Source organism: Agrobacterium sp. CNPSo 2736, assembly GCF_004005385.1.
Classification (GTDB): Bacteria; Pseudomonadota; Alphaproteobacteria; order Rhizobiales; family Rhizobiaceae; genus Agrobacterium; species Agrobacterium leguminum.
The window spans coordinates 13,289-33,237 of sequence record NZ_RZTX01000011.1; the positions used below are offsets into that span (position 1 = coordinate 13,289).

The window sequence follows — 19,949 nt, forward strand, 5'->3', positions numbered from 1 at the left end:
AGCATTTCCAGTAAAAGTGCGTAGCGGTTTTACGTCCGGATAATGCGCTAAAACAAAGAGATAGAGCACGTCCAAAGATTCCGTTTTAACCGGACGTGCTTCATAGATAACAAGGGAGGAACACATGAAAATTTCGAAACTTTACGGGCTGGCTCTCGCCGCCACCATGCTGGTCGCATCCATCGCGCAGGCCGAAACGCTGACGCTTTCGACGCCGGATGCCGACAATTCCGAAATCACGCTCGCCGCCAACAAGTTTGCCGAGATCGTTTCGAAAAAGACCGACGGCAAACTCAAGATCAAGGTATTCCCGAACGGCACGCTTTATGGCGGCGACCCTTCGGCGGGCGTCAAGCAGCTGGCCGGCGGTTCGCTGGACATGCTTTTGAATTCGACCTCGCTTTACGCGACCTTCAATCCCAAGTTCACGGCCATCGCCATTCCCTACCAGTTCCGCGATATCGACCAGCTCCGGGTCTATCTCGACAGCGATCTCGGTAAGGAGCTTTCCACCGATCTGAGCAAGATCGGCATTCTTGGGCTCGATCTCTGGTCGCGGCCGCTGCGCCAGATCACCAATTCCAAGGCGCCGATCAAATCGCCGGCGGACCTCAAGGGCATGAAGCTGCGGGTGCCGAACAATCCGCTCTGGGTCGAGTTCTTCGGCGCCATGGGGGCTGCCCCGACACCGATGGCCTTCGCAGAAGTCTACAATGCGCTCCAGCTGAAAGTTGTCGATGGGCAGGAAAATCCGGTCAACGTGCCTGTCAGCGCCAAGCTTTACGAGGTGCAGAAGTATCTGACGATCAGCAACCACATTGCTGACGCCTGGGTGCTGGGCATGAACCCGGCCCGCTTTGAAGGTCTCGACGAGGGCTTCAAGACGGCGCTGAAGGAAGCGGCGACTGAAACCGAGCTTTGGAAAGCCCAGAACGACGCTGCCGATATCGACAAGTCGCTTGAGACGCTGAAGAAGAACGGCATGGAGGTCAACACGCTGACCGATGACGAGCGCAAGGCCTTCGTAGAGGTTGCGGCCGGTCTCTCGGCGAAGTTCTCGGCGCTGGTGAAAGATCAGGCGTTCTTCGACAAGACGCAGGCTTTCCTTAAGACGAACTGACGTTTCCCGCAGTTGGAGGCCGTGCCTGCATCTTTTGGCAGGCCCGGCCGTCCCCAAACGTCAGCAGGCGTTGCTTTGCCGGAAAGGCAGGGTGACATTCGTTTCACCGGATATCCGGTTTCAGCAGTGGAAGGGTATTGTCATGCGCGATACGAAACCTTCGGTGCTCGGCACCATCGTAAAACTCATCGCCGATATAGCCGCGGGGGCAGCCTGTGCCGGCATTCTCATCGTCGTGCTTCTTCAGGTCATCGGCCGCCTCATCGGCAGTCCGCTTCCCTGGACCGAGGAGGCGACGCGCTTTCTTTTCATCTGGATGGTGTTCCTTGGCCTTGCCGCCGGTTTCCGCACCGTGGAAAGCGCCCGTGTCGTGGTGTTTCTGGTGCTGTTCCACCGCTTCTTCCGGCGGCTGGCGGTGCCGATCTATGTCGGTTCATCGGTGTTCTTCTTCGGCATGATGGGCTGGACGGGCTTCACCCTGGTGCGCCAGCAGATCATGATGAACGAGACCGCCGCCACCCTGCCGATCCCGATGTGGGCCATCGGCATGGTTTTGCCCGTTTCCGCCATCATCGCCGTGCTCGCCATCATCGAATCGCTGCGCAGCCGCCGGGAGCTCATCGCGCTTCCCGAGCTTGGCCTGCCGGCGGACGAGATCGCCCATGCCGATATCTCCATTTCAGCAGGACATTGAGCCATGTCGGTCTTTCTTCTCATCGCCTTTTTCGGTCTCAGCATGCTTGGCGTGCCGCTTGCCATTGCGCTGGCGCTCGCCAGTGTCGGCACGCTGTGGCTCTTCACCTCCATGCCCATGGACCTGCTGTCGCAGACGATGTTCTCGTCGATGAACTCCTTCCTTCTTGTCGCCGTGCCGCTTTTCATTCTCGTCGGCACGGTCATGGAGCGGGGGCGGGTGGCGGAGCGCATCTTTGATTTCGCCGAGGCCATGGTCGGCTGGCTTCCCGGCGGGCTTGGCCACGTCAACGTCATCTCCTCGGTGATTTTTTCCGGTGTCTCCGGCTCCTCCGTCGCCGATATCGCCTCGGTCGGCGCCATCGAGATCAAGGCCATGGAACGGCATGGTTTTCCGAAGGGTTATGCCGTCGGCATGACGCTCTGCACCTCGACGCTCTCCTCGATCATTCCGCCGTCGATCCTGATCGTGATTGCCGGCTCCATCGCCAACGTGTCGATCGGCACGCTGCTGATCGCCGGTCTGGTGCCCGGCCTCTTCATCGCCTTCGCCTTTCTGGTCTTCAACCACTTCTATTCGGTGCATTACGGTTACAATCCGCCGACACCGTTCAATTTCCGTCTGGTGGTCGTCACGGGTCTGCGCGCCGTCCTGCCAATGCTGACACCGCTGATCCTGATCATCGGCATTGCCAGCGGCCTGTTCACGCCAACGGAAGCAGCTGCCATCGCGGTGGTTTATGTCGCGGTGCTTGGCGTCATCGTCTATCGCACGCTGCCGGTGCGGGAACTGCCGGAAATATTGATCTCGACGGCGCGCATTTCTGGCACCATCCTGTTCATTGCCGCCACCTCGCAGCTTGCCGCCTGGGTCTTCACCTTCGATGGGCTGCCCGAACAGGTGGCCGAGCTTTTGCAGGCCATGAACCTCGGCCCCATGACCGGCATGCTCGTCATCTTCGTCTTCCTGCTGATCATCGGCATCTTCATGGAAGCGATCCCGGCGATGTTCATCCTCATCCCGGTACTGATGCCGCCGGTGGAGGCACTGGGCATCGATCCGATCCATTTCCTGATCGTGACTGTCATGACGCTGACACTCGGGCTGGTGACGCCGCCGGTGGGGGTCTGCCTGTTTGCGGCGGCACAGGTGGCGAATATGAAGATCGAGGATGTCATTCGCGGTTCGCTGGCGCCGATGACGGTGCTGACGCTTGCCATCTTCGCGCTGGTACTTTTCCCGGTGCTGACGCTCGGGCCAATCAGGCTGATGGGGCTTTATTGACGCGAAAACGGATTGCCTGAAACCTCAGACAACGCGACGGGCTTGCCACTCGTCGCGTTGTTTTCGCATCCACTCCAGAAACAGCATGACTTTTCTCTGCCGCAGATGGGAATGCGGGCAGACGATCCATTGGGTGACGAGCTTGATGCGCGGCGCGTCCGTCACGGCCGGCACCAGCATCTTGTCCTGCAGCTCCCGCTCCATCATCAAGGTGCTTTCCAGCGCCACGCCGATGCCGAGAACGGCGGCATCGATGGCCATGTGGCTGCGGTCGAACAGGACCCGCCGCCAGCGCTTTTCGGCTGTCACGCCGGCCAGAGGGAACCAGTGGTTCCATTGCGCCTGCGCCTTCACCGAATGGATGAGCCGCTGGTTCTGCAATTCCTCGGGCAGAAATTTACCGGCGCCCTTATAATTTGGCGAACAGACCGGCAGGAATTCCTCCTCCACCAGCCCTTCCACGAAGAGGCCCGGCCAGCGGCCATCGCCATGGCGCAGCTCTATATCGACGAGTTCCTGCGAAAAATCGGTCGGCTCGTTGGTGCCGTCGAGGCGCACTTCCAGTTCCGGGTGTTCCTCCAGAAACGAGCCGAGACGCGGCAGCAGCCATTTGTTGGAGATTGTCGGCGTCGCCCGGATCGTCAGCGTGGTGACAGAGCGGAAGCCGCGAATACTGTCGGTGGCGTCTGATATCTGTTCGATCTGGGCGGTGATCATCGAGAAATAGCGCTCGCCCGCTTCCGTCAATGTCACCTTGCGGCCGGTTCGCGCCATCAGGGTCGTGCCGAGCTGGCCTTCCAGCAACTGGATCTGCTGGGAAACGGCAGATGGTGTGACGCTCAGTTCCTCTGCCGCCCGGGAAATGCTGCCCGCCCTTGCCGCGGCGTGGAAAACGAGGATCGATTTTATCGGGATTTGCATGGGTAGGGCTTTGCTCAACGGAATACGGCGGTCACCTGAGTATCACAGGTGACCGCCGTGTTGAAAAGCGTTGAACGCGAGGCTTTTAGCGGTGGCTCGGCAGTTTCGGCAGGAACACCGTGAGCAGGCCGAGCAGCGGCATGTAGGAGCAGATGCGGTAGACGAATTCGATGCCTTCCTTGTCCGCATAAACACCCAGAACCGCAGCGCCGATGCCGCCGAAACCGAAGGCGAAACCGAAGAACATGCCGGCGATGAGGCCGACGCGGCCCGGCACCAGTTCCTGCGCGAACACGACGATGGCCGAGAAGGCGGAGGAGAACACGAAGCCGATGACGACGACGAGAATGGCCGTCCAGAACAGGTTCGCATAGGGCAGCAGCAGCGCGAAGGGAATGACGCCGAGGATCGAGAACCAGATGACGACGCGCGAGCCGAAACGGTCGCCGATCGGGCCGCCGAAGAACACGCCCAGTGCCGAAGCGCCGAGGAAGAGGAACAGCAGAACCTGCGCGTCCTGAACACCAAGACCGAACTTGTCGATGGTGTAGAAGGTGAAGTAGCTGGACAGGCTGGCGAGATAGGCATTCTTGGTGGCGGTCAGAACCACCAGCACCAGAAGCGTCATCATGACAGTGCCACGCGCAAGGGGAAGCGTGCGGCTGGCCGGCGCCTTGCCGACCGTTGCGCGGCGGTGGCGGGTGTACCAGACGCCAACCCAGGAAAGCACGCCAAAACCGACGAGCGCGATCAGCGAGAACCAGCTGAGGCTCGTCTGGCCGAGCGGGATGACGATGAAGGCGGCGAGCAGCGGGCCGATGGCCGTGCCGGTATTGCCGCCCACCTGGAAGAAGGACTGCGCCAGACCATGACGGCCGCCGGATGCCAGGCGCGCCACGCGGGAGGCTTCCGGATGGAAGATCGCCGAACCGATGCCGATGAGGCAGGCGCCGATCACCAGAACCTCGAAACTATGGGCAAAAGCAAGCGTGATGAGGCCGGCGCAGGTGGACAGCATGGCGACGGGCAGGGAGAACGGCATGGGCCAGCGGTCCGTCACCATGCCGACAACCGGCTGCAGCAGCGAGGCGGTGACCTGAAAGGCGAAGGTAAGCAGGCCGATCTGCATGAAATCGAGCGCGTAATTTGCCTTCAGCAGCGGATAAAGCGACGTCAGCAGCGATTGCATGATGTCGTTCAGCATGTGGCAGAAGCTGGCGGCTGCGATGATCGAAAACGCCGTGCGTTGCGGATTGAAGCTGTTGCCGGCGCTGGTAACAGTGGCCATAATTTAAGTCCTCTCGGGCTCCCGGCGGAAGACGGGAAACATGTCTTTATTTCTTCCCGCTTTTATTCATATTGTTTCTGGCCTGCATTTGTGTTCTGGACGATTTTCTTTGTGAGTGGGCCAAATGGCAAAAATCAAATCGCGGCAGCCTTCAGGACTGACGCATGACGAGCATGAACGCAGCCTGAAATTGATCGACGGCACCAATGAGCCGGTGCTGGCGCTTTGCCGCGTTTACCCCACCGGGCACCGGACGCCGCCCCACAGCCATAGCCGCGTGCAGATCTGGTGCGCCCGTCAGGGCGTCGTGCTTGTCAGCACTGCGGATGGTCGCTGGATGATACCGCCCGGTCATGGGTTGCTCATACCCGCCGGGCTGCAACATGAGGCGGAAACCATCTCGACGGTGGAGATGCATTCGATCTACGTCCATCCGGACCTGTTTCATGCGGGCGCACCGCGCGTGGTGGAAATAACCGATCTCGCCTCCAGCCTGATTTCGGAATTGCTGGGTGAGGAACACCAGCCGACGGCTTTTCACCGGCAGGGCCTTGTGCGGGCGCTGTTGCTGGACGAGGTCAACCGCCTGCCGGAAAGGCCGCTCGGACTGCCTTTTCCCGATAATCAGCGTCTGGCGGCGCTGTGCCGCGATTTCCTGAAAAAGCCCGTGGCGCGGGTGGAGATCGATGACTGGGCGGCGGCCATGGGCATCAGCCGGCGTTCTTTTACGCGGCTGTTCCGCAAGGAACTGGGGTTGAGTTTCGTCACCTGGCGCCAGCAGGCCTGCATTTTCGCCTCCCTGCCAAGGCTGGCAGCCGGCGAAGCGGTGACGAATGTGGCGCTGGATGCCGGTTATGAAAACATACCGGCTTTCACCACCATGTTCCGGCGAATGCTGGGCAGTTCACCAAGGGCCTATCGGCAGGCGGCGCGGCAGCGCAGCGCTGCTTTTTCCGATTTTGAAGAGATCGAGGGTTAAGCCGCAGTCGCCCGCATGTCACGGCGGAAATCGGAAGGTGACATGCCGGCGATTTGGCGGAACGCCTTGTTGAAGGCGCTGACGGAGCCGAAGCCGCTTTCCATGGCGATCTGCAGGATATTGTCCTTGCCGGTCATCAGCATCGCCTGCGCGCGCGAAAGCCGCAGCAGGGTCAGATATTTGATCAGCGTCATGCCGGTGGATTTGCGGAACAGGTTCATCGCATATTTCGGATGCAGCGAGGCGGCGCGGGCAATCTCCGTCGCGTCGATATCGTCGAGAAAATTTGCGGCGATGAAGTCGCACATGCGCACCACGCCGATGGAGGGCGCCATGCCCTCGTCATCCTCCCTGCGTTTGCCATTGGCGGCGGATGATATGACGGAGTAGGGTTCAAGGAACATCCGCTCGACCCTGAGCAGCAATTCCTCCACTGCGTGCTGGGCTTTCGCCTGTTCGCCCGAAGTGACGTAACGAAACCAACGGCCGAAGTTTTCCGCATCTGCCCGGTCGGTCTCAGCACTCACCATCGTAGCACCACCCATCAGCAGGCTGGAAACGGTGGCGGGCAGCCGCATGCGGAAGAAGTGCACCAGCGGCAGATGCGCGCCGGCGTAAAAGGAATCGTCGGAGGAATGGTCCATCTGGTGCGGCTGGCCACCCCAGAAGATGCACATCTGGCCGGCATCGAGCGAGAGCTCGTGATCGCCCATGCGATAATGCACCGATCCCGACATCACGTAATTCACTTCCACCTGCGCGTGCCAGTGAGGCCTGAGCATGATGGGCGGATGATTGTGAAAAAGCTGCAGCGTCGTCGGCATGCCTTCGATGCTGCTTGCACCCGGCTGGTAGAAGGCTCTTTCAGCAATCTTACTTTCCGCCAAATCGATGTTCCCTTTTTACGAGACAGATTTCCTGCCGCCGCTAATGTGCCCATGTTCGCTGAAGAACGGCAATTGAAAAAGGGAGGTTTTCAATGTGCTTGAAATTTCTTGGCGCGTCTACGGCCATGCTGCTTCTCGCAGCCCCGGCTTTCGCGCAAACCGAAACCGTCACCATCTGGAGCTGGAACGTCGCGGCTTCCGCGCTGAAATCCACGGTAGAGGGCTTCAACAAGCAGAATCCGGATATCAAGATCGTCGTTGAAGACCTTGGAAACAATCAGGTTTTTGACAAGACGCTGGCTGCCTGCGCAGCCGGGGGCGACGGTCTTCCTGATATCGTCACCATTGAAAATTTCGAGGCGGAACTGTTCTGGAGTCGTTTTCCCGATTGTTTCGCCAATCTGACCGAGCTTGGCTATACGCCTGAGAAACAGGCGCTTTTCCCTGATTTCAAGCGCACGGAACTGGAGGTTGACGGCGTCGCCTATGCGGTTCCGTGGGATTCCGGTCCGGTGGCGGTATTTTATCGCCGCGATTTCTATGAGAAGGCAGGCGTCGATCCGGCCACCATCAAAAGCTGGGATGATTTCATCGCCGCCGGCAAGAAGGTCATGGCCGCCAATCCCGGCACCGTCATGGCGCAGGCCGATTTTAACGGCGATAGCGAATGGTTTCGCATGATCGCCAATGAGCAGGGATGCGGTTACTTTTCGACCGATGGCCAGAACATCACCATCAACCAGCCCGCCTGTGTCGCGACCCTTGAAAAGGTCAAGGAAATGAAGGACGCCGGCATCATCACGGCGGCGATCTGGGATGAGAAAATCCAGGCCAATACGGCCGGCAAGGCCGCCAGCCAGATGTATGGCGCCTGGTATGAAGGTACGGTTCGTTCCGGCTCTCCTGATCTTTCCGGCAAATGGGGCGTCTATCTGATGCCGAGCCTGACGGCGGATGGTCCGCATGCGGCCAATCTCGGCGGTTCGTCGCTGGCGATCAGCTCGACATCCGAACACAAGGAAGCGGCGTGGAAATATATCGACTACGCGCTGACCACCAATGAAGGTCAGGTGACGATGCTGAAATCCTTCGGCCTCGTTCCCTCACTGCTGTCCGCCATCGACGATCCTTTCGTCAAGGAAAAGCAGGCCTATTGGGGCGGGCAGGCGGTGTGGACCGATATTCTGGCCACGCTGCCGAAGATCGTGCCGAGCCGCGGCACGGCGTTCCAGTCGGATGCGGATGCGATCTACAAGGCGACGCAGACGAAATATTTCGCCGGCGGTTATCCCGATGCGAAAGCGGCGCTTGATGATGCAGCCAAGCAGATCGAAACGGCCACGGGTTTGCCCGTCGCGCAGTAAGCCGGCGGCCAGGACCGGGCGGGTGCCACAAGTTTCTTCTCCCCGAGGGGGAGAAGTCCGCGGCAGCGGGATGAGGGGGCGAGGGTAGAGATATCTGGAGAGCCAGCCCCCTCATCCGACCCTTTGGGCCACCTTCTCCCCCTCGGGGAGAAGAAATAGGCCGCACCGTTTTGCAAAGGCATTCCCCACATAGGGGCGCGCTCTTTCTGAAGCTTTTCCATTTATCCGGCCCATCGTCCGGCATATGGAGGTCGTCATGCCGTCCAGGAACAGGATCGCTTATGCGTTCCTTGCGCCCTATCTCCTGATTTTCGCCACCTTCTGGGTCTGGCCGATCATCAGCTCGTTCATGCTGTCGTTCCAGAACACGCGGATCAATCCGTGGCGGTTTGCGCCTTCCATGAACTGGGGGCGGCTGGTTTCCGATCCGGCCTTTTATAATGCGCTTTATAACACGCTGATCATTCTGGTCATTCAGGTGCCCGTGATGATCGCGCTCGCCACCGTCATGGCGGTGCTGTTGAATTCGCCGCTCCTGAAGGCGCGGCCGCTTTATCGTTTTGCCTTTTTTGCGCCTGTCGTCGTTGGCGAGGTGGCCTATGCGGCTGTCTTCCGGCTGATGTTCAGCGCCGATTTCGGCATCATCAACAAGCTCATCACCTCCGTCGGCCTTTCGCCCGTCTCTTGGTTCGACAATGCCAATGCCGCCATGGCGCTGGTGATTATCGCGGTGACATGGCGCTGGGCGGGGTATAACGCCATCATCATTCTGGCCGGGCTACAATCCATCCCCGGCGATGTCTATGAAGCGGCGACGCTGGACAAAGTCAGCAAGCGCCAGCAGTTCTTTTATATCACCCTGCCGCTCCTCAAACCCATCATCCTGTTCTGCGTTGTCCTGTCGGTCATCGGCACCATGCAGCTGTTTGCCGAACCCTTCCTCATCACCAACAGGGGAGGGCCGGGCGGCGGCACGGAAACGCTGGGGCTGTTCCTTTATCGCCAGGGCTTCACCTCGCTCAATTTCGGCTACGCCTCGGCCATTGCCTACACCATGGCGGCGCTCGCCATCGCCATTTCACTCCTCAATCTCTGGGTCGGGAGGGAGCCGAAATGAGATCGAAATCGAGATCGCTTTTCTGGCAGAAGATCGCGCTGCATGCGGCGCTGACGCCGCTTGCCATCATCTGGCTGTTTCCGCTGTGGATGATGTTCGTGTTCTCGACCATGCCGGATTACGGCATTTTCAGCCCGGACATTGTTCTGGTGCCATCCACCAATTTCGTCGAGAATTTCAACAATCTGCAGGCGGATACCAATTTCCTCAGGGCCATGTTCATCTCGATCACCGTCGCCGTCATTTACACCGTGCTTTCGGTGTTCCTGACGTCGATGGCCGGCTGGGCGCTGGCGCGTTACCGCTTTGCCGGACGCGGGGTGGTCATCGCCATCATTCTCGGCACCATCACTTTGCCTTTTGCCGTCGTCGTCATTCCGCAATTCATCATGGTGGCACGGGAGTTCAAGCTCGCCAACACCTGGGTGGCGCTGATCGTGCCGCCGCTGTTCAACTCGCTCGGCGTGCTGTTCATGCGGCAATCCTTCTCGATGATGCCGACCGAGCTTTTCGATGCGGCACGGGTGGAGGGCGTCAAGGAATGGCAGATCTTCCTGCGCATCGCCCTGCCATTGGCGCGACCCACCATGGCGGCGCTGTCGATCATTCTCTTCCTGGCCTCGTGGAACAATTACCTCTGGCCGCTTCTCATCAATTCCCGCCCAGGAATGATGACCGCACCCGTGGCGCTTGGCACCCTCATTGGGCTCACCAAAGTGTCATGGGGCGGCATCATGGCCGGCGCGGTGCTGCTCACCGCACCCATCCTCGTGGTTTTCGTGGCTTTGCAGCGTCACTTCATCGCCGGCATTTCCGCCGGGGCAGTCAAGTAAGGGGGCCGCATGGCGGAACTTTCGCTCAACAACGTGGTCAAGCGTTACGGCGCGCTGGAAGTGATCCATGGCGCAAATCTGGAGGTAAAGGACGGGGAGTTCGTCGTTTTCGTCGGCCCCTCCGGCTGCGGCAAATCCACGCTTCTAAGAATGATCGCCGGGCTGGAGGATATTTCCGGCGGCGATATCGTGATTGGCGGCAGGACTGTCAGCGACGCCGATCCGGCAGATCGTGGCATTGCCATGGTGTTCCAGTCCTATGCGCTTTATCCGCATATGACGGTGGCCGAAAACCTCTCCTTCGGCCTTAGAATGAACGGCAACCCCAAGGCGGATACGCAAAAGCGGGTCAACCGCGCCGCCGAAATTCTGCAGATCAACGAGTTGATGCAGCGCCGGCCGAAGCAGCTGTCTGGCGGCCAGCGCCAGCGTGTTGCCATCGGCCGCGCCATCGTGCGCGAACCGCAGGTCTTCCTGTTCGACGAGCCGCTATCGAACCTCGATGCGGAATTGCGGGTGCAGATGCGCGTGGAAATCTCGCGCCTGCACAAGCAGCTCGGCACCACGATGATCTATGTGACGCATGACCAGACCGAGGCGATGACGCTCGCCGACAAGATCGTCGTGCTGCGGGCGGGCAATATCGAACAGGTCGGCGCGCCGCTCGATCTCTATGACGACCCCGCCAACCGCTTCGTTGCCGGTTTCGTCGGTTCGCCGAAGATGAATTTTCTCGACGCTACCATCATCGGCAGCGGCGCCGACAGCGTCACGCTCGCTCTCGACAGCGATCCCGCGGTACGGCTGACTTTGCCGATAAAGGAAGGCGTCAACGAGGGTGCCAAGGTCTCGCTTGGCATTCGGCCGGAGCATTTTGCCGATGCGGGCGGGGGCGATGCCGATCTCACCGTGCATGTCGATGTCGCCGAACATCTCGGCAATACCAGCTATGTCTATGCCCGAACCGAAGGCGGCGAGCAGCTCATCATCGAGCGGCCGGAATCGCGCGATGTCGTCAATCGCGACCGGCTGACGGTCGGCCTTTCCGCCCGCCGGGCTTTCCTTTTCGACAACAAGGGCGAACGCCTGCGCTGAACCCTTTCCCAAGCACCCAAGACTGATATGAAAGACGAGGATTTCATGACGACCGTACAACCGATCCGCTGGGGCATCATCGGCCCGGGCACCATCGCCAGAACCTTTGCTGATGGTATTGCCCATTCCCGCACCGGCAGGTTAGAGGCCATCGCCACCCGCAATCCGGACAAGCCCGGCCTTGCAGAAGCTTTTGCCGGCGCGCGCATTATCAAGGGTTACGATGCCCTGCTTGCCGATCCCGCTATCGATGCGGTCTATATCGCCACGCCCCATACCGGCCATGCCGAATGGGCGATCAAGGCGATCCGGGCCGGCAAGAACGTGCTGGTGGAAAAACCCATCGCGCTCTCGGCCTATGATGCCGACGCCATTTTCCACGAGGCGAAAAAGGCAGGCGTTTTCGCCGGCGAGGCCTATATGTACCGCCTGCATCCGCAGACGGCGAAATTGCTGGAACTGGTGAAGGCCCGGGCGGTGGGCGATATCCGCATCATCCGCTCCAGCTTCGGTTTCAACATGGGTTCGTTCCGGGCCGATCACCGGCTGTTCGCCAATGAAACGGCGGGCGGCGGCATTCTTGATGTCGGCGGTTATCCGGTTTCCATGGTGCGGATGATCGCCGGTGCCGTGGAGGGCAAACCTTTCGCCGAACCGGAAAAGGTCTCGGGTGCGGCGCATCTCGGCCAGTCGGGCGTTGATGAATGGGCCTCGGCCGTGCTGAAATTCGCAAACGGCATCGTCGCCGAAGTCTCGTGCTCGATCATGGCGGCGCAGGACAATGTGCTGCGCATCATCGGCTCGGAAGGGCGCATAGAAGTCAAGGATTTCTGGTTCGCTGCCGGCCACAAGGGTGGCACCGGCCGGATCGATATCATCAGGGGCGACAAGGTCGAAACCATCGAATTGCCCGAGGATCGCTGGCTTTATTCCTTCGAAGTCGATGCAGCGGGTGAGGCAATCCGCCAGGGCAGACACGAATTCGCGGCACCCGGCATGGCCTGGGCCGACAGCCTCGGCAATCTGCGTGTCATGGACCAGTGGCGGGCTTCCGTCGGGCTGGAATACAGCATCGAAAAGGCGACATCGCGCATCGGAAATATCGCCGGTGGCAAGGTCGTCGCCGGAAATTCGGTTCCCAAGCGGCAGATACCGGGCCTTGCCAAGCCGGCGTCCGTGGTCGCGCTCGGTTTCGAATTCTTCCCCAATTTCGCCTCCGCATCCCTGACACTTGATGCCTTTTACGAGGCCGGCGGCAATCTCTTCGATACTGCCTATGTCTATGGCGGGGGAAAGACCGAAGCGATTTTCGGCGACTGGCACACCAGCCGCAATGTGCCGCGTGAGGAGATCGTGCTGATCGGCAAGGGCGCGCATTCGCCGCTCTGCTATCCCGATATGATCACCAAACAGCTCGATCAGTCGCTTGAGCGCCTGGAGACGGATTATGTCGATGCCTATTTCATGCATCGCGATAATCTCGACGTTCCGGTTGCCGAATTCGTCGACGCCATGGATGCCGAAGTCCGGCGTGGACGCATTCGCGGCATTTTCGGCGGCTCCAACTGGACGCGCGAGCGCATGGATGAGGCCGCGGCTTACGCGCAGAAGAACGGCAAACAGGCCCCCGGCGCGCTTTCCAACAATTTCTCGCTTGCCGAAATGCTCGATCCCATCTGGGCAGGCTGCGTTGCGGCATCAGACGACGAGTGGAAGGCCTGGCTGCAATCACGCCAGATCCCCAATTTCGCCTGGTCCAGCCAGGGGCGCGGTTTCTTCACCGACCGGGCGGGGCGCGACAAGCATGATGATGAGGAAATCGTCCGCGTCTGGTATTCCGACCGCAACTTCGTACGCCGCGACCGGGCGATCGAGCTTGCGCAAAAACTCGGCCGCCACCCGATCCATATCGCGCTCGCTTATGTCATCGCCCAGCCTTTCCCGGTCATTCCGCTGATCGGGCCGCGCACGATTGCGGAGCTGGAAGATAGTCTTTCGGCGCTGGATATTGCGCTGACGGATGAGCAGGTGAAGTGGCTGGAGGCGTGAAAGGTAATGACCGGCGGATTCATCCGCCGCTCATTCGGATAGGGCAAGGCGTTGCGGCATATTTCTTCTCCCCAAGGGGGAGAAGGTGGCCCGAAGGGTCGGATGAGGGGGCCAGCTCTCCGGATAACTCTACCCTTGCCCCCTCATCCCGCTGCCGCGGACTTCTCCCCGGCGGGGAGAAGAAACAAGCGGGAAGCGCTCACGCAACTGACGAATCTCAGGGTGGAGACATCATCTTCCACCTTCTTTCCTCTCCCGGCGACTGCTAAAGCGTAGGTTCATAAACCTGTCGCCAAACAATCATCGGGGTTCCCATGAGCGATATCGACCGAAGCCGTGCGCAGCAGCTGATGCGGGAGGCGGATATCGACGCGCTGGTGCTGTTCCAGCCCGAAGCCTTCCGTTATGCCGTCGGTGCGCATGCCGGCGTGGCGACGATGTGGGGCAAAGCGGGTTCCGCGATTGCGCTGGTGCCGGCCGATGCCGGGGCAGGGCTTGCCGCTGTCGTCAGTGATCATGCCGCGCCGATCATCAGGAGGGCCGCGCCGGATGTCGATCTGCGCTGCCATCGCATCTGGATCGATATGGTCGATCTTTCGGGTGTGGAAACCGTCGCGCAGGTGGATGATGCCTATCGCCGCAGCAATTCCGGTGGGCCGCGGCCGGAGACATTCGATCGCACCGCCTGTTTCGGCTTGCTCGCCGATCTTTTGCGGGAGCGCGGGTTGGCTGCAGCGCGCATTGGTGCCGATCTTGAATTCATACCCGCCGCTGATTTTTCAGCGCTGCGGCAGGCACTGCCCGAGGTGAACTGGATTGATGGTTCGACGGTGCTGAAACGTCTGAGGGCGGTGAAGTCAGAACGCGAGATCAAACTTCTCAGGCAGGCGGCAGCCGCCGCCGAGGCAGGGTTGGTCGAGATGGCGGCCGCCGTCCGACCGGGAGCAGCCCTTGGTGAGCTCTCCGCCGCCTGGAAATCCGGCGCGCAGGCATATGCCGCGACATCCGGTTTTTCGCTGAGCGGGCATTGGGACTATATTTCCGTCGGTCCAGCCCTGTCGGACATGACGGCGGCGGTCACACCGGGCGCGCTGATCAAGGCCGATGTCGGCACGCTGGTCGACGGTTATTCCTCTGACGGTGCGCGGACTTTCTCGTGGGGGCCGGTCTCGGCTCTCGCTGCCGATATTTTCAAGGCGCTGGAGGCAGCCTTCGGCTGCGGGCTGGAAGCGCTCCGCCCCGGCAACAGCTTTGGCGCGGTGCACGCGGCCATGCTGGCCTCGATGCGCAGGCAAGGTTTCGGCGAATATTATCGCGGTCATTTCGGCCATTCCGTCGGCGGCGGCGTGGGTATCGAGGAATGGCCGTTCTTTTCCCATGCCAATCCGGAAATCATTCTTCCCGGCATGGTCGTCGCGCTCGAAGCGCCGTTTTATGGCGAAGGGCTGGGCGCGCTGATGATCGAGGACCAGTTCCTCGTCACCTCCTCCGGCGCGGAATGCATGAACAGCCTGCCACGCACCCTGCGGGATTTATCCGCGGACTGAGCGCCGGATCAGAGGAAATCGTCGCGGCGCGGGGTGAAGCAATCGATCAGTTCGCCCTCTTCCAGACACAGGCAGCCATGCTCGATATGGCCGGGAACGACGAGGCTGTCGCCTTTCTGCAGGTCATAGGCCTCACCGTCGCGGTAAAAGCGGAAGCTGCCGCTGGCGACATAGGTGGACTGCACATGTGGATGGCTGTGCAGCCTGCCTTCGGCCCCGGTCTTGAAGCGGAAGGAGACCACCATCAGTTCCGGCGCTTCGGAAAGCACGGTGCGCTCCACGCCATCGTCGGGGGAAACGGTGGGGAAGGTGGGAAGCTGCTGCATATCGTTCTCCTCAGTCATGCAATGCGGTTTAAACGGGCAATCTCAGCGCGGCGCGCGCAGCATGGAGCGATAACGCGTCTGGCTGCTTTTCAGGTGGCTGCGCATGGCGCTGCGCGCCGCCTCCTCGTCGCCGTCCTGTATCGCGATCAGGATCGCTTCATGTTCACCGACGAGCCGGGCGAGATCGGCGGGCGAAAGCACGGTTTCCGTGCCGTTTTCGGCCACGGCGCGGCGCGGAATGAGGGTGGGGCCGAGCACCTGCAGAAACTCGCTGAAACGGGGATTGTTGGTCGCTTCGGCAATGGCGAGATGGAAGGCGAAATCGGCCTCCGCCGTCGGCACGCCCCTGGTGGCGCTGGCGCGGAAGGCATCGAAGGCCTCGATGATCTTTTCCTCCTGCGCCGGCGAGCGGCGAATGGCGGCAAGACCGGCGGCGTCACCTTCCACGGCGGTACGCAATTCCAGCATTTCGATCAGCGACGAGACACGTGCGAGATCGACATTGTGGAAGGGACGCCGCTCAGTGGGTGCGGGTTCCAGTACGAAAACGCCCGCGCCCTGACGCGGCTCGACCAGACCGTCGGAGCGCAGTGAAGCAATCGCCTCCCGCACCACGGTACGGCTGACCCCGAATTCCTGTGTCATCTGCGCTTCGGAAGGCAGGCGTTCGCCCGTCTTGTAACGACCCTTGGCGATCTGGCTGCGGAGTTCCTCCGAAACCTTCACCACAAGCGTTCTGCCTTGTGGGGCTGCCGGTTCGGAGCTTGTCGCTTTTGTCATCTTGGTCGCCGTTCTAAAAAATGTCGGTTGCGTGCACCGTTCCTCGATACGTCATTCGCGGCCTGGCATGCAATCCCGCCTTTTTAGCGGGAAGGATCCGTGCGACATTTCACGTCTCCTTGAAGATCGGGTTGTCGACAAACACGCCACCCTGAAAGCGGACTACCGCGTCGCTCGGGTCCGGTTTGGGGGCGGTCCGGGCGATGTGCTCCCGGAAGGTCTCGGCATTGTCCTTCGGTTTCCACCCAAGAAAGCCGAGATGCGAATTGTCCCACCAGCCGGCATCGTTGGCGGATGCACCCCAGACGACCGGGCAGCCGAGAACGGGTGCGCGGAATGCCGCTTCGATCAGCGACACGAAATCGTCATGCGAGAACCAGGTGGACAGCATGCGGTAATTGTTGGGTTCCGGGGTGCAGGAGCCGATGCGGACAAGCGCCGTCTCCTGACCGAATTTCTCGAAATACATGCGGGCGAGGTTTTCGCCGAAACATTTGGAAACGCCGTAAAGCCCGTCCGGGCGGAAGGGAACATCCGGACCGAGCCTCTCCGTCTGCGCGTAATAACCGATCGTGTGGTTCGAGCTGGCGAAGATGATGCGCGGCTGGCCGTGGGCGCGGGCGGCCTCATAGAGATTGTAAAGCCCGATGATGTTGCCCTGAAGGATTTGTTCGAAGGGCTTTTCCACGGATATGCCGCCCAGATGCACGATACCGTCGCAACCGGCCACCATCGCATCGACGGCTGCCGCATCGGCCAGATCGCATTGCATGCATTCCTCGTTCGGGCCGGCCGGATCGAGCGGGGCGAGATCGGCAAGGCGAATGGTCTCGGCCATCGATGCAAGGCGTTTGCGCATGACGCGGCCAAGCTGGCCCGCAGCACCGGTAACAAGAAGCCGTTTCATTGCCATTCTCCCTCAGCGTTGCACGTCCCTGGCGTGGTCGAGATATGCCTATGCCTCTTGACCTTGTCATACAGATCGTACAAAAAGCGGATAACATATATTATGTGCCATACGCAACAATCATGAAGGATGAGTTTGATGTTGACCGTCGAAACAAGGCAGGCCGTGAACCCGGAATATGCAAAAACGCTGGATACCGAAGGGCTCCGCCGGCATTTCCTCGCCAACGACATGTTTCGTTCCGGCGAAATCAGGCTGATCTACACCCATTATGACCGCTTCGTGATGGGCGGCGCGGTGTCGAACGGTGCGCCGCTGACGCTGGACAAGGTGGAGGAAACCAAGACGCCGTCCTTCCTCGACCGGCGCGAGATGGGCATCGTCAATATCGGCGAGACCGGCACGGTCAGCGCCGGCGGCGAGACCTATACCCTCAATCGCGGCGATGTGCTTTATCTCGGTGCAGGCAGCGGCGCGGTGACCTTTGACGGGGCAGGGCGATTCTATATCACCTCCTGCCCGGCGCATCGCAGCCTGCCGGCAAAGCTCGTGACACTGGCCAACAGCAAGGAAGTCAAGCTCGGCGCGACCGAAACCTCCAACAAGCGCACCATCAACCAGTTCATCCACCCGCTGGTCATGGAAAGCTGCCAGCTGGTGCTGGGCTATACGACGCTGGAGGATGGTTCGGTCTGGAACACGATTCCCTCGCATATTCATGACCGCCGCATGGAGGCCTATCTCTATTTCGGCATGGATGAAAAGTCGCGCGTGCTGCATCTGATGGGTGAGCCGCAGGAGACCCGGCATCTGTTCATTTCGAATGAAGAGGGTGCGATCTCCCCGCCCTGGTCCATCCATTCCGGCGCCGGCATCGGTTCTTACACCTTCATCTGGGCCATGGCGGGAGACAATGTCGATTACACCGACATGGACTTCATCCAGCCGGGAGACCTGAAATGAAGAATCCCTTTTCGCTTCAGGGGCGTAAGGCGCTCGTCACCGGCGCGAATACGGGGCTTGGCCAGGCGATTGCGGTGGGGCTCGCCGCTGCCGGCGCGGAGGTGGTCTGCGCCGCCCGTCGCGCGCCGGATGAAACGCTGGAGATGATCGCCAGGGACGGCGGCAAGGCCAGCGCATTGTCTATCGATTTTGCCGATCCGCTGGCGGCCAAGGACAGTTTTGCCGACGCCGGTTTCGATATTCTCGTCAACAATGCCGGCATCATCCGCCGTGCCGATTCCGTCGAGTTTTCCGAACTCGACTGGGACGAGGTGATGGACGTCAATCTCAAGGCGCTGTTTTTCACCACCCAGGCTTTTGCGAAAGAGCTGCTGGCGAAAGGCCGCTCCGGCAAGGTGGTCAATATCGCTTCGCTCCTCTCCTTTCAGGGTGGCATTCGCGTGCCGTCCTATACGGCGGCGAAACATGGCGTCGCCGGCCTCACCAAGCTTCTGGCGAATGAGTGGGCCGCAAAGGGCATCAATGTGAATGCGATTGCGCCCGGTTACATCGAAACCAACAATACCGAGGCGCTACGCGCGGATGCGGCCCGCAACAAGGCCATTCTCGAGCGTATTCCGGCCGGCCGCTGGGGCCATTCCGACGATATAGCCGGGGCGGCGGTTTTCCTTGCCTCGCCGGCGGCGGATTATGTGCATGGCGCCATTCTCAATGTCGATGGCGGCTGGCTGGCGCGCTGATCTGTTACAGATTTCAACAATTCATCATACAACATGTATGATGAATTGTTGACAAGCATGCGGCAACCGGGTTAGGTGGCTTCCAGTCAATGAATTTACAAAGGAATACCAAACATGAACCCTGAACAAATCAAGGCGGCGCTCGGCTCCGGCCTCTTGTCTTTCCCGGTCACCCATTTCGATGCCGAGGGTCGTTTTGCGGCCGATAGCTACAGGGCGCATGTCGAATGGCTTGCCGGTTATAAAGCGCCGGTGCTGTTTGCCGCCGGCGGCACGGGCGAGTTCTTCTCGCTGAAGCCGGATGAAATCCCCACCATCGTTTCCGCCGCCAAGGACGTGGCCGGTGAAACCGCCATCGTTTCCGGCTGCGGTTACGGCACCGAGATTGCCGTCGACATTGCCCGCTCGGTCGAAAAGGTCGGTGCGGACGGTATCCTGCTTCTGCCGCATTATCTCATCGATGCGCCGCAGGAAGGCCTTTACGCCCACATCAAGAAAGTGTGTCAGTCGGTTGGCATCGGCGTCATGGTTTATAATCGCGACAATTCCGTGCTGCAGGCCGATACGCTGGCGCGTCTCTGCGACGAATGCCCGAACCTCGTGGGCTTCAAGGACGGCACCGGCGATATCGGCCTCGTGCGCCAGATCACCGCCAAGATGGGCGACCGCCTGATGTATCTCGGCGGCATGCCGACGGCGGAACTGTTTGCCGAAGCCTATCTCGGCGCCGGTTTCACCACCTATTCCTCGGCGGTCTTCAACTTCGTGCCGGGCCTTGCCAATGAATTCTACGCCGCCCTGCGCGCCGGCGAACGCGCCACCTGCGAACGTATCCTGACGGAATTCTTCTATCCGTTCATGGCGATCCGTAACCGCGCCAAGGGTTATGCCGTCTCCGCCGTCAAGGCCGGCGTTCGCCTGCAGGGCTTCAATGCCGGTCCGGTGCGCGCGCCGCTGAAGGACCTGACCAATGAGGAAATCGGCATGCTCGACGCCCTGATCGGTACGCACAAGCGCAAAGCCTGATTGGGGGCCTGATCGAGACAAGCGGGAGG

General features: G+C 60.4%; 19 protein-coding genes. 13 read left to right on the forward strand and 6 right to left on the reverse strand.

Features of this window, described 5'->3' with window-relative positions:
- The first annotated feature begins 124 nt into the window (after nt 1-124).
- From EM858_RS17680 to EM858_RS17690, 3 genes are all read left to right on the forward strand, one after another.
- Nucleotides 125-1,120 (forward strand): DctP family TRAP transporter solute-binding subunit, encoded by a 996-nt coding sequence (locus EM858_RS17680; protein WP_080820762.1) that lies wholly within the window; start codon nt 125-127, stop codon nt 1,118-1,120.
- A gap of 142 nt (nt 1,121-1,262) precedes the next feature.
- The gene (locus EM858_RS17685) at nt 1,263-1,814 is read left to right on the forward strand and encodes a TRAP transporter small permease (RefSeq protein WP_003522700.1); all 552 of its coding nucleotides are present in this window, start codon (nt 1,263-1,265) and stop codon (nt 1,812-1,814) included.
- A 3-nt stretch (nt 1,815-1,817) separates the two neighbouring features.
- Complete coding sequence (locus EM858_RS17690; RefSeq protein ID WP_127757482.1) at nt 1,818-3,098, forward strand: TRAP transporter large permease; 1,281 nt, start codon at nt 1,818-1,820, stop codon at nt 3,096-3,098.
- A gap of 24 nt (nt 3,099-3,122) precedes the next feature.
- On the opposite strand, the gene EM858_RS17695 is transcribed toward EM858_RS17690, so the two are convergent.
- Together EM858_RS17695 and EM858_RS17700 are read right to left on the reverse strand one after the other, a co-directional pair.
- On the reverse strand, nt 3,123-4,019 hold the full coding sequence (locus EM858_RS17695) for a LysR substrate-binding domain-containing protein (RefSeq protein ID WP_065656179.1): 897 nt from the start codon (nt 4,017-4,019) through the stop codon (nt 3,123-3,125).
- 85 nt (nt 4,020-4,104) lie between these two features.
- Nucleotides 4,105-5,307 (reverse strand): MFS transporter, encoded by a 1,203-nt coding sequence (locus EM858_RS17700; RefSeq protein ID WP_003522697.1) that lies wholly within the window; start codon nt 5,305-5,307, stop codon nt 4,105-4,107.
- 124 nt (nt 5,308-5,431) lie between these two features.
- On the opposite strand from EM858_RS17700, the gene EM858_RS17705 reads away from it, so the two are divergent.
- Nucleotides 5,432-6,286: a helix-turn-helix transcriptional regulator gene (locus EM858_RS17705; RefSeq protein WP_080837053.1), complete on the forward strand. Its 855-nt coding sequence runs from the start codon at nt 5,432-5,434 to the stop codon at nt 6,284-6,286.
- Here the strand turns inward: EM858_RS17705 and EM858_RS17710 are convergent.
- Nucleotides 6,283-7,179 (reverse strand): helix-turn-helix domain-containing protein, encoded by an 897-nt coding sequence (locus EM858_RS17710; RefSeq protein ID WP_183232606.1) that lies wholly within the window; start codon nt 7,177-7,179, stop codon nt 6,283-6,285. The genes EM858_RS17705 and EM858_RS17710 overlap by 4 nt on opposite strands.
- A gap of 86 nt (nt 7,180-7,265) precedes the next feature.
- Between EM858_RS17710 and EM858_RS17715 the strand changes: the two genes are divergently transcribed.
- From EM858_RS17715 to EM858_RS17740, 6 genes are all read left to right on the forward strand, one after another.
- The gene (locus EM858_RS17715) at nt 7,266-8,537 is read left to right on the forward strand and encodes a sugar ABC transporter substrate-binding protein (protein ID WP_110760037.1); all 1,272 of its coding nucleotides are present in this window, start codon (nt 7,266-7,268) and stop codon (nt 8,535-8,537) included.
- A 256-nt stretch (nt 8,538-8,793) separates the two neighbouring features.
- Nucleotides 8,794-9,654 carry a sugar ABC transporter permease gene (locus EM858_RS17720; protein ID WP_065656190.1) on the forward strand — a complete coding sequence of 287 codons (861 nt, stop codon included), beginning with the start codon at nt 8,794-8,796 and terminating at the stop codon, nt 9,652-9,654.
- Entirely contained in the window at nt 9,651-10,487 is an 837-nt protein-coding gene (locus EM858_RS17725) for a carbohydrate ABC transporter permease (RefSeq protein ID WP_046800394.1), read from the forward strand. Before EM858_RS17720 ends, EM858_RS17725 begins: the two co-directional genes overlap by 4 nt.
- A gap of 9 nt (nt 10,488-10,496) precedes the next feature.
- A complete protein-coding gene (gene ugpC, locus EM858_RS17730) occupies nt 10,497-11,582 on the forward strand; it encodes a sn-glycerol-3-phosphate ABC transporter ATP-binding protein UgpC (protein WP_127757483.1) in 1,086 nt (361 codons plus the stop codon).
- A 45-nt stretch (nt 11,583-11,627) separates the two neighbouring features.
- Nucleotides 11,628-13,631: an aldo/keto reductase gene (locus EM858_RS17735; protein ID WP_127757484.1), complete on the forward strand. Its 2,004-nt coding sequence runs from the start codon at nt 11,628-11,630 to the stop codon at nt 13,629-13,631.
- 314 nt (nt 13,632-13,945) lie between these two features.
- Nucleotides 13,946-15,178 carry a Xaa-Pro peptidase family protein gene (locus tag EM858_RS17740; RefSeq protein WP_127757485.1) on the forward strand — a complete coding sequence of 411 codons (1,233 nt, stop codon included), beginning with the start codon at nt 13,946-13,948 and terminating at the stop codon, nt 15,176-15,178.
- Nucleotides 15,179-15,186: 8 nt separating this feature from the next.
- Here the strand turns inward: EM858_RS17740 and EM858_RS17745 are convergent, their stop codons facing one another.
- From EM858_RS17745 to EM858_RS17755, 3 genes are all read right to left on the reverse strand, one after another.
- Nucleotides 15,187-15,504 (reverse strand): cupin domain-containing protein, encoded by a 318-nt coding sequence (locus EM858_RS17745; protein ID WP_127757486.1) that lies wholly within the window; start codon nt 15,502-15,504, stop codon nt 15,187-15,189.
- 42 nt (nt 15,505-15,546) lie between these two features.
- Entirely contained in the window at nt 15,547-16,284 is a 738-nt protein-coding gene (locus EM858_RS17750; protein ID WP_127757487.1) for a FadR/GntR family transcriptional regulator, read from the reverse strand.
- A 109-nt stretch (nt 16,285-16,393) separates the two neighbouring features.
- Nucleotides 16,394-17,191, reverse strand: coding sequence for an NAD(P)-dependent oxidoreductase (locus tag EM858_RS17755; RefSeq protein ID WP_127757488.1), 798 nt, complete (start codon nt 17,189-17,191; stop codon nt 16,394-16,396).
- A 138-nt stretch (nt 17,192-17,329) separates the two neighbouring features.
- Here EM858_RS17755 and kduI point away from each other — a divergent pair, with 138 nt between their 5' ends.
- From kduI to kdgD, 3 genes are all read left to right on the forward strand, one after another.
- Nucleotides 17,330-18,154 carry a 5-dehydro-4-deoxy-D-glucuronate isomerase gene (kduI, locus tag EM858_RS17760; protein ID WP_127757489.1) on the forward strand — a complete coding sequence of 275 codons (825 nt, stop codon included), beginning with the start codon at nt 17,330-17,332 and terminating at the stop codon, nt 18,152-18,154.
- Nucleotides 18,151-18,894: a 2-dehydro-3-deoxy-D-gluconate 5-dehydrogenase KduD gene (gene kduD, locus EM858_RS17765; RefSeq protein WP_127757490.1), complete on the forward strand. Its 744-nt coding sequence runs from the start codon at nt 18,151-18,153 to the stop codon at nt 18,892-18,894. The genes kduI and kduD overlap by 4 nt, the downstream gene beginning before the upstream one ends.
- Before the next feature lie 114 nt (nt 18,895-19,008).
- On the forward strand, nt 19,009-19,920 hold the full coding sequence (kdgD, locus tag EM858_RS17770; RefSeq protein WP_080857183.1) for a 5-dehydro-4-deoxyglucarate dehydratase: 912 nt from the start codon (nt 19,009-19,011) through the stop codon (nt 19,918-19,920).
- The last annotated feature ends 29 nt before the right edge of the window (nt 19,921-19,949 follow it).

Excerpts from the sequence above, each read along its gene's own strand:
- EM858_RS17680 (WP_080820762.1), top strand. The coding sequence starts at position 125 with ATGAAAATTTCGAAACTTTACGGGCTGGCTCTCGCCGCCACCATGCTG.
- EM858_RS17685 (WP_003522700.1), top strand. The coding sequence starts at position 1,263 with ATGCGCGATACGAAACCTTCGGTGCTCGGCACCATCGTAAAACTCATC.
- EM858_RS17690 (WP_127757482.1), top strand. The coding sequence starts at position 1,818 with ATGTCGGTCTTTCTTCTCATCGCCTTTTTCGGTCTCAGCATGCTTGGC.
- EM858_RS17695 (WP_065656179.1), bottom strand. The coding sequence starts at position 4,019 with ATGCAAATCCCGATAAAATCGATCCTCGTTTTCCACGCCGCGGCAAGG.
- EM858_RS17700 (WP_003522697.1), bottom strand. The coding sequence starts at position 5,307 with ATGGCCACTGTTACCAGCGCCGGCAACAGCTTCAATCCGCAACGCACG.
- EM858_RS17705 (WP_080837053.1), top strand. The coding sequence starts at position 5,432 with ATGGCAAAAATCAAATCGCGGCAGCCTTCAGGACTGACGCATGACGAG.
- EM858_RS17715 (WP_110760037.1), top strand. The coding sequence starts at position 7,266 with ATGTGCTTGAAATTTCTTGGCGCGTCTACGGCCATGCTGCTTCTCGCA.
- EM858_RS17720 (WP_065656190.1), top strand. The coding sequence starts at position 8,794 with ATGCCGTCCAGGAACAGGATCGCTTATGCGTTCCTTGCGCCCTATCTC.
- EM858_RS17725 (WP_046800394.1), top strand. The coding sequence starts at position 9,651 with ATGAGATCGAAATCGAGATCGCTTTTCTGGCAGAAGATCGCGCTGCAT.
- ugpC (WP_127757483.1), top strand. The coding sequence starts at position 10,497 with ATGGCGGAACTTTCGCTCAACAACGTGGTCAAGCGTTACGGCGCGCTG.
- EM858_RS17735 (WP_127757484.1), top strand. The coding sequence starts at position 11,628 with ATGACGACCGTACAACCGATCCGCTGGGGCATCATCGGCCCGGGCACC.
- EM858_RS17740 (WP_127757485.1), top strand. The coding sequence starts at position 13,946 with ATGAGCGATATCGACCGAAGCCGTGCGCAGCAGCTGATGCGGGAGGCG.
- EM858_RS17745 (WP_127757486.1), bottom strand. The coding sequence starts at position 15,504 with ATGCAGCAGCTTCCCACCTTCCCCACCGTTTCCCCCGACGATGGCGTG.
- EM858_RS17750 (WP_127757487.1), bottom strand. The coding sequence starts at position 16,284 with ATGACAAAAGCGACAAGCTCCGAACCGGCAGCCCCACAAGGCAGAACG.
- EM858_RS17755 (WP_127757488.1), bottom strand. The coding sequence starts at position 17,191 with ATGAAACGGCTTCTTGTTACCGGTGCTGCGGGCCAGCTTGGCCGCGTC.
- kduI (WP_127757489.1), top strand. The coding sequence starts at position 17,330 with ATGTTGACCGTCGAAACAAGGCAGGCCGTGAACCCGGAATATGCAAAA.
- kduD (WP_127757490.1), top strand. The coding sequence starts at position 18,151 with ATGAAGAATCCCTTTTCGCTTCAGGGGCGTAAGGCGCTCGTCACCGGC.
- kdgD (WP_080857183.1), top strand. The coding sequence starts at position 19,009 with ATGAACCCTGAACAAATCAAGGCGGCGCTCGGCTCCGGCCTCTTGTCT.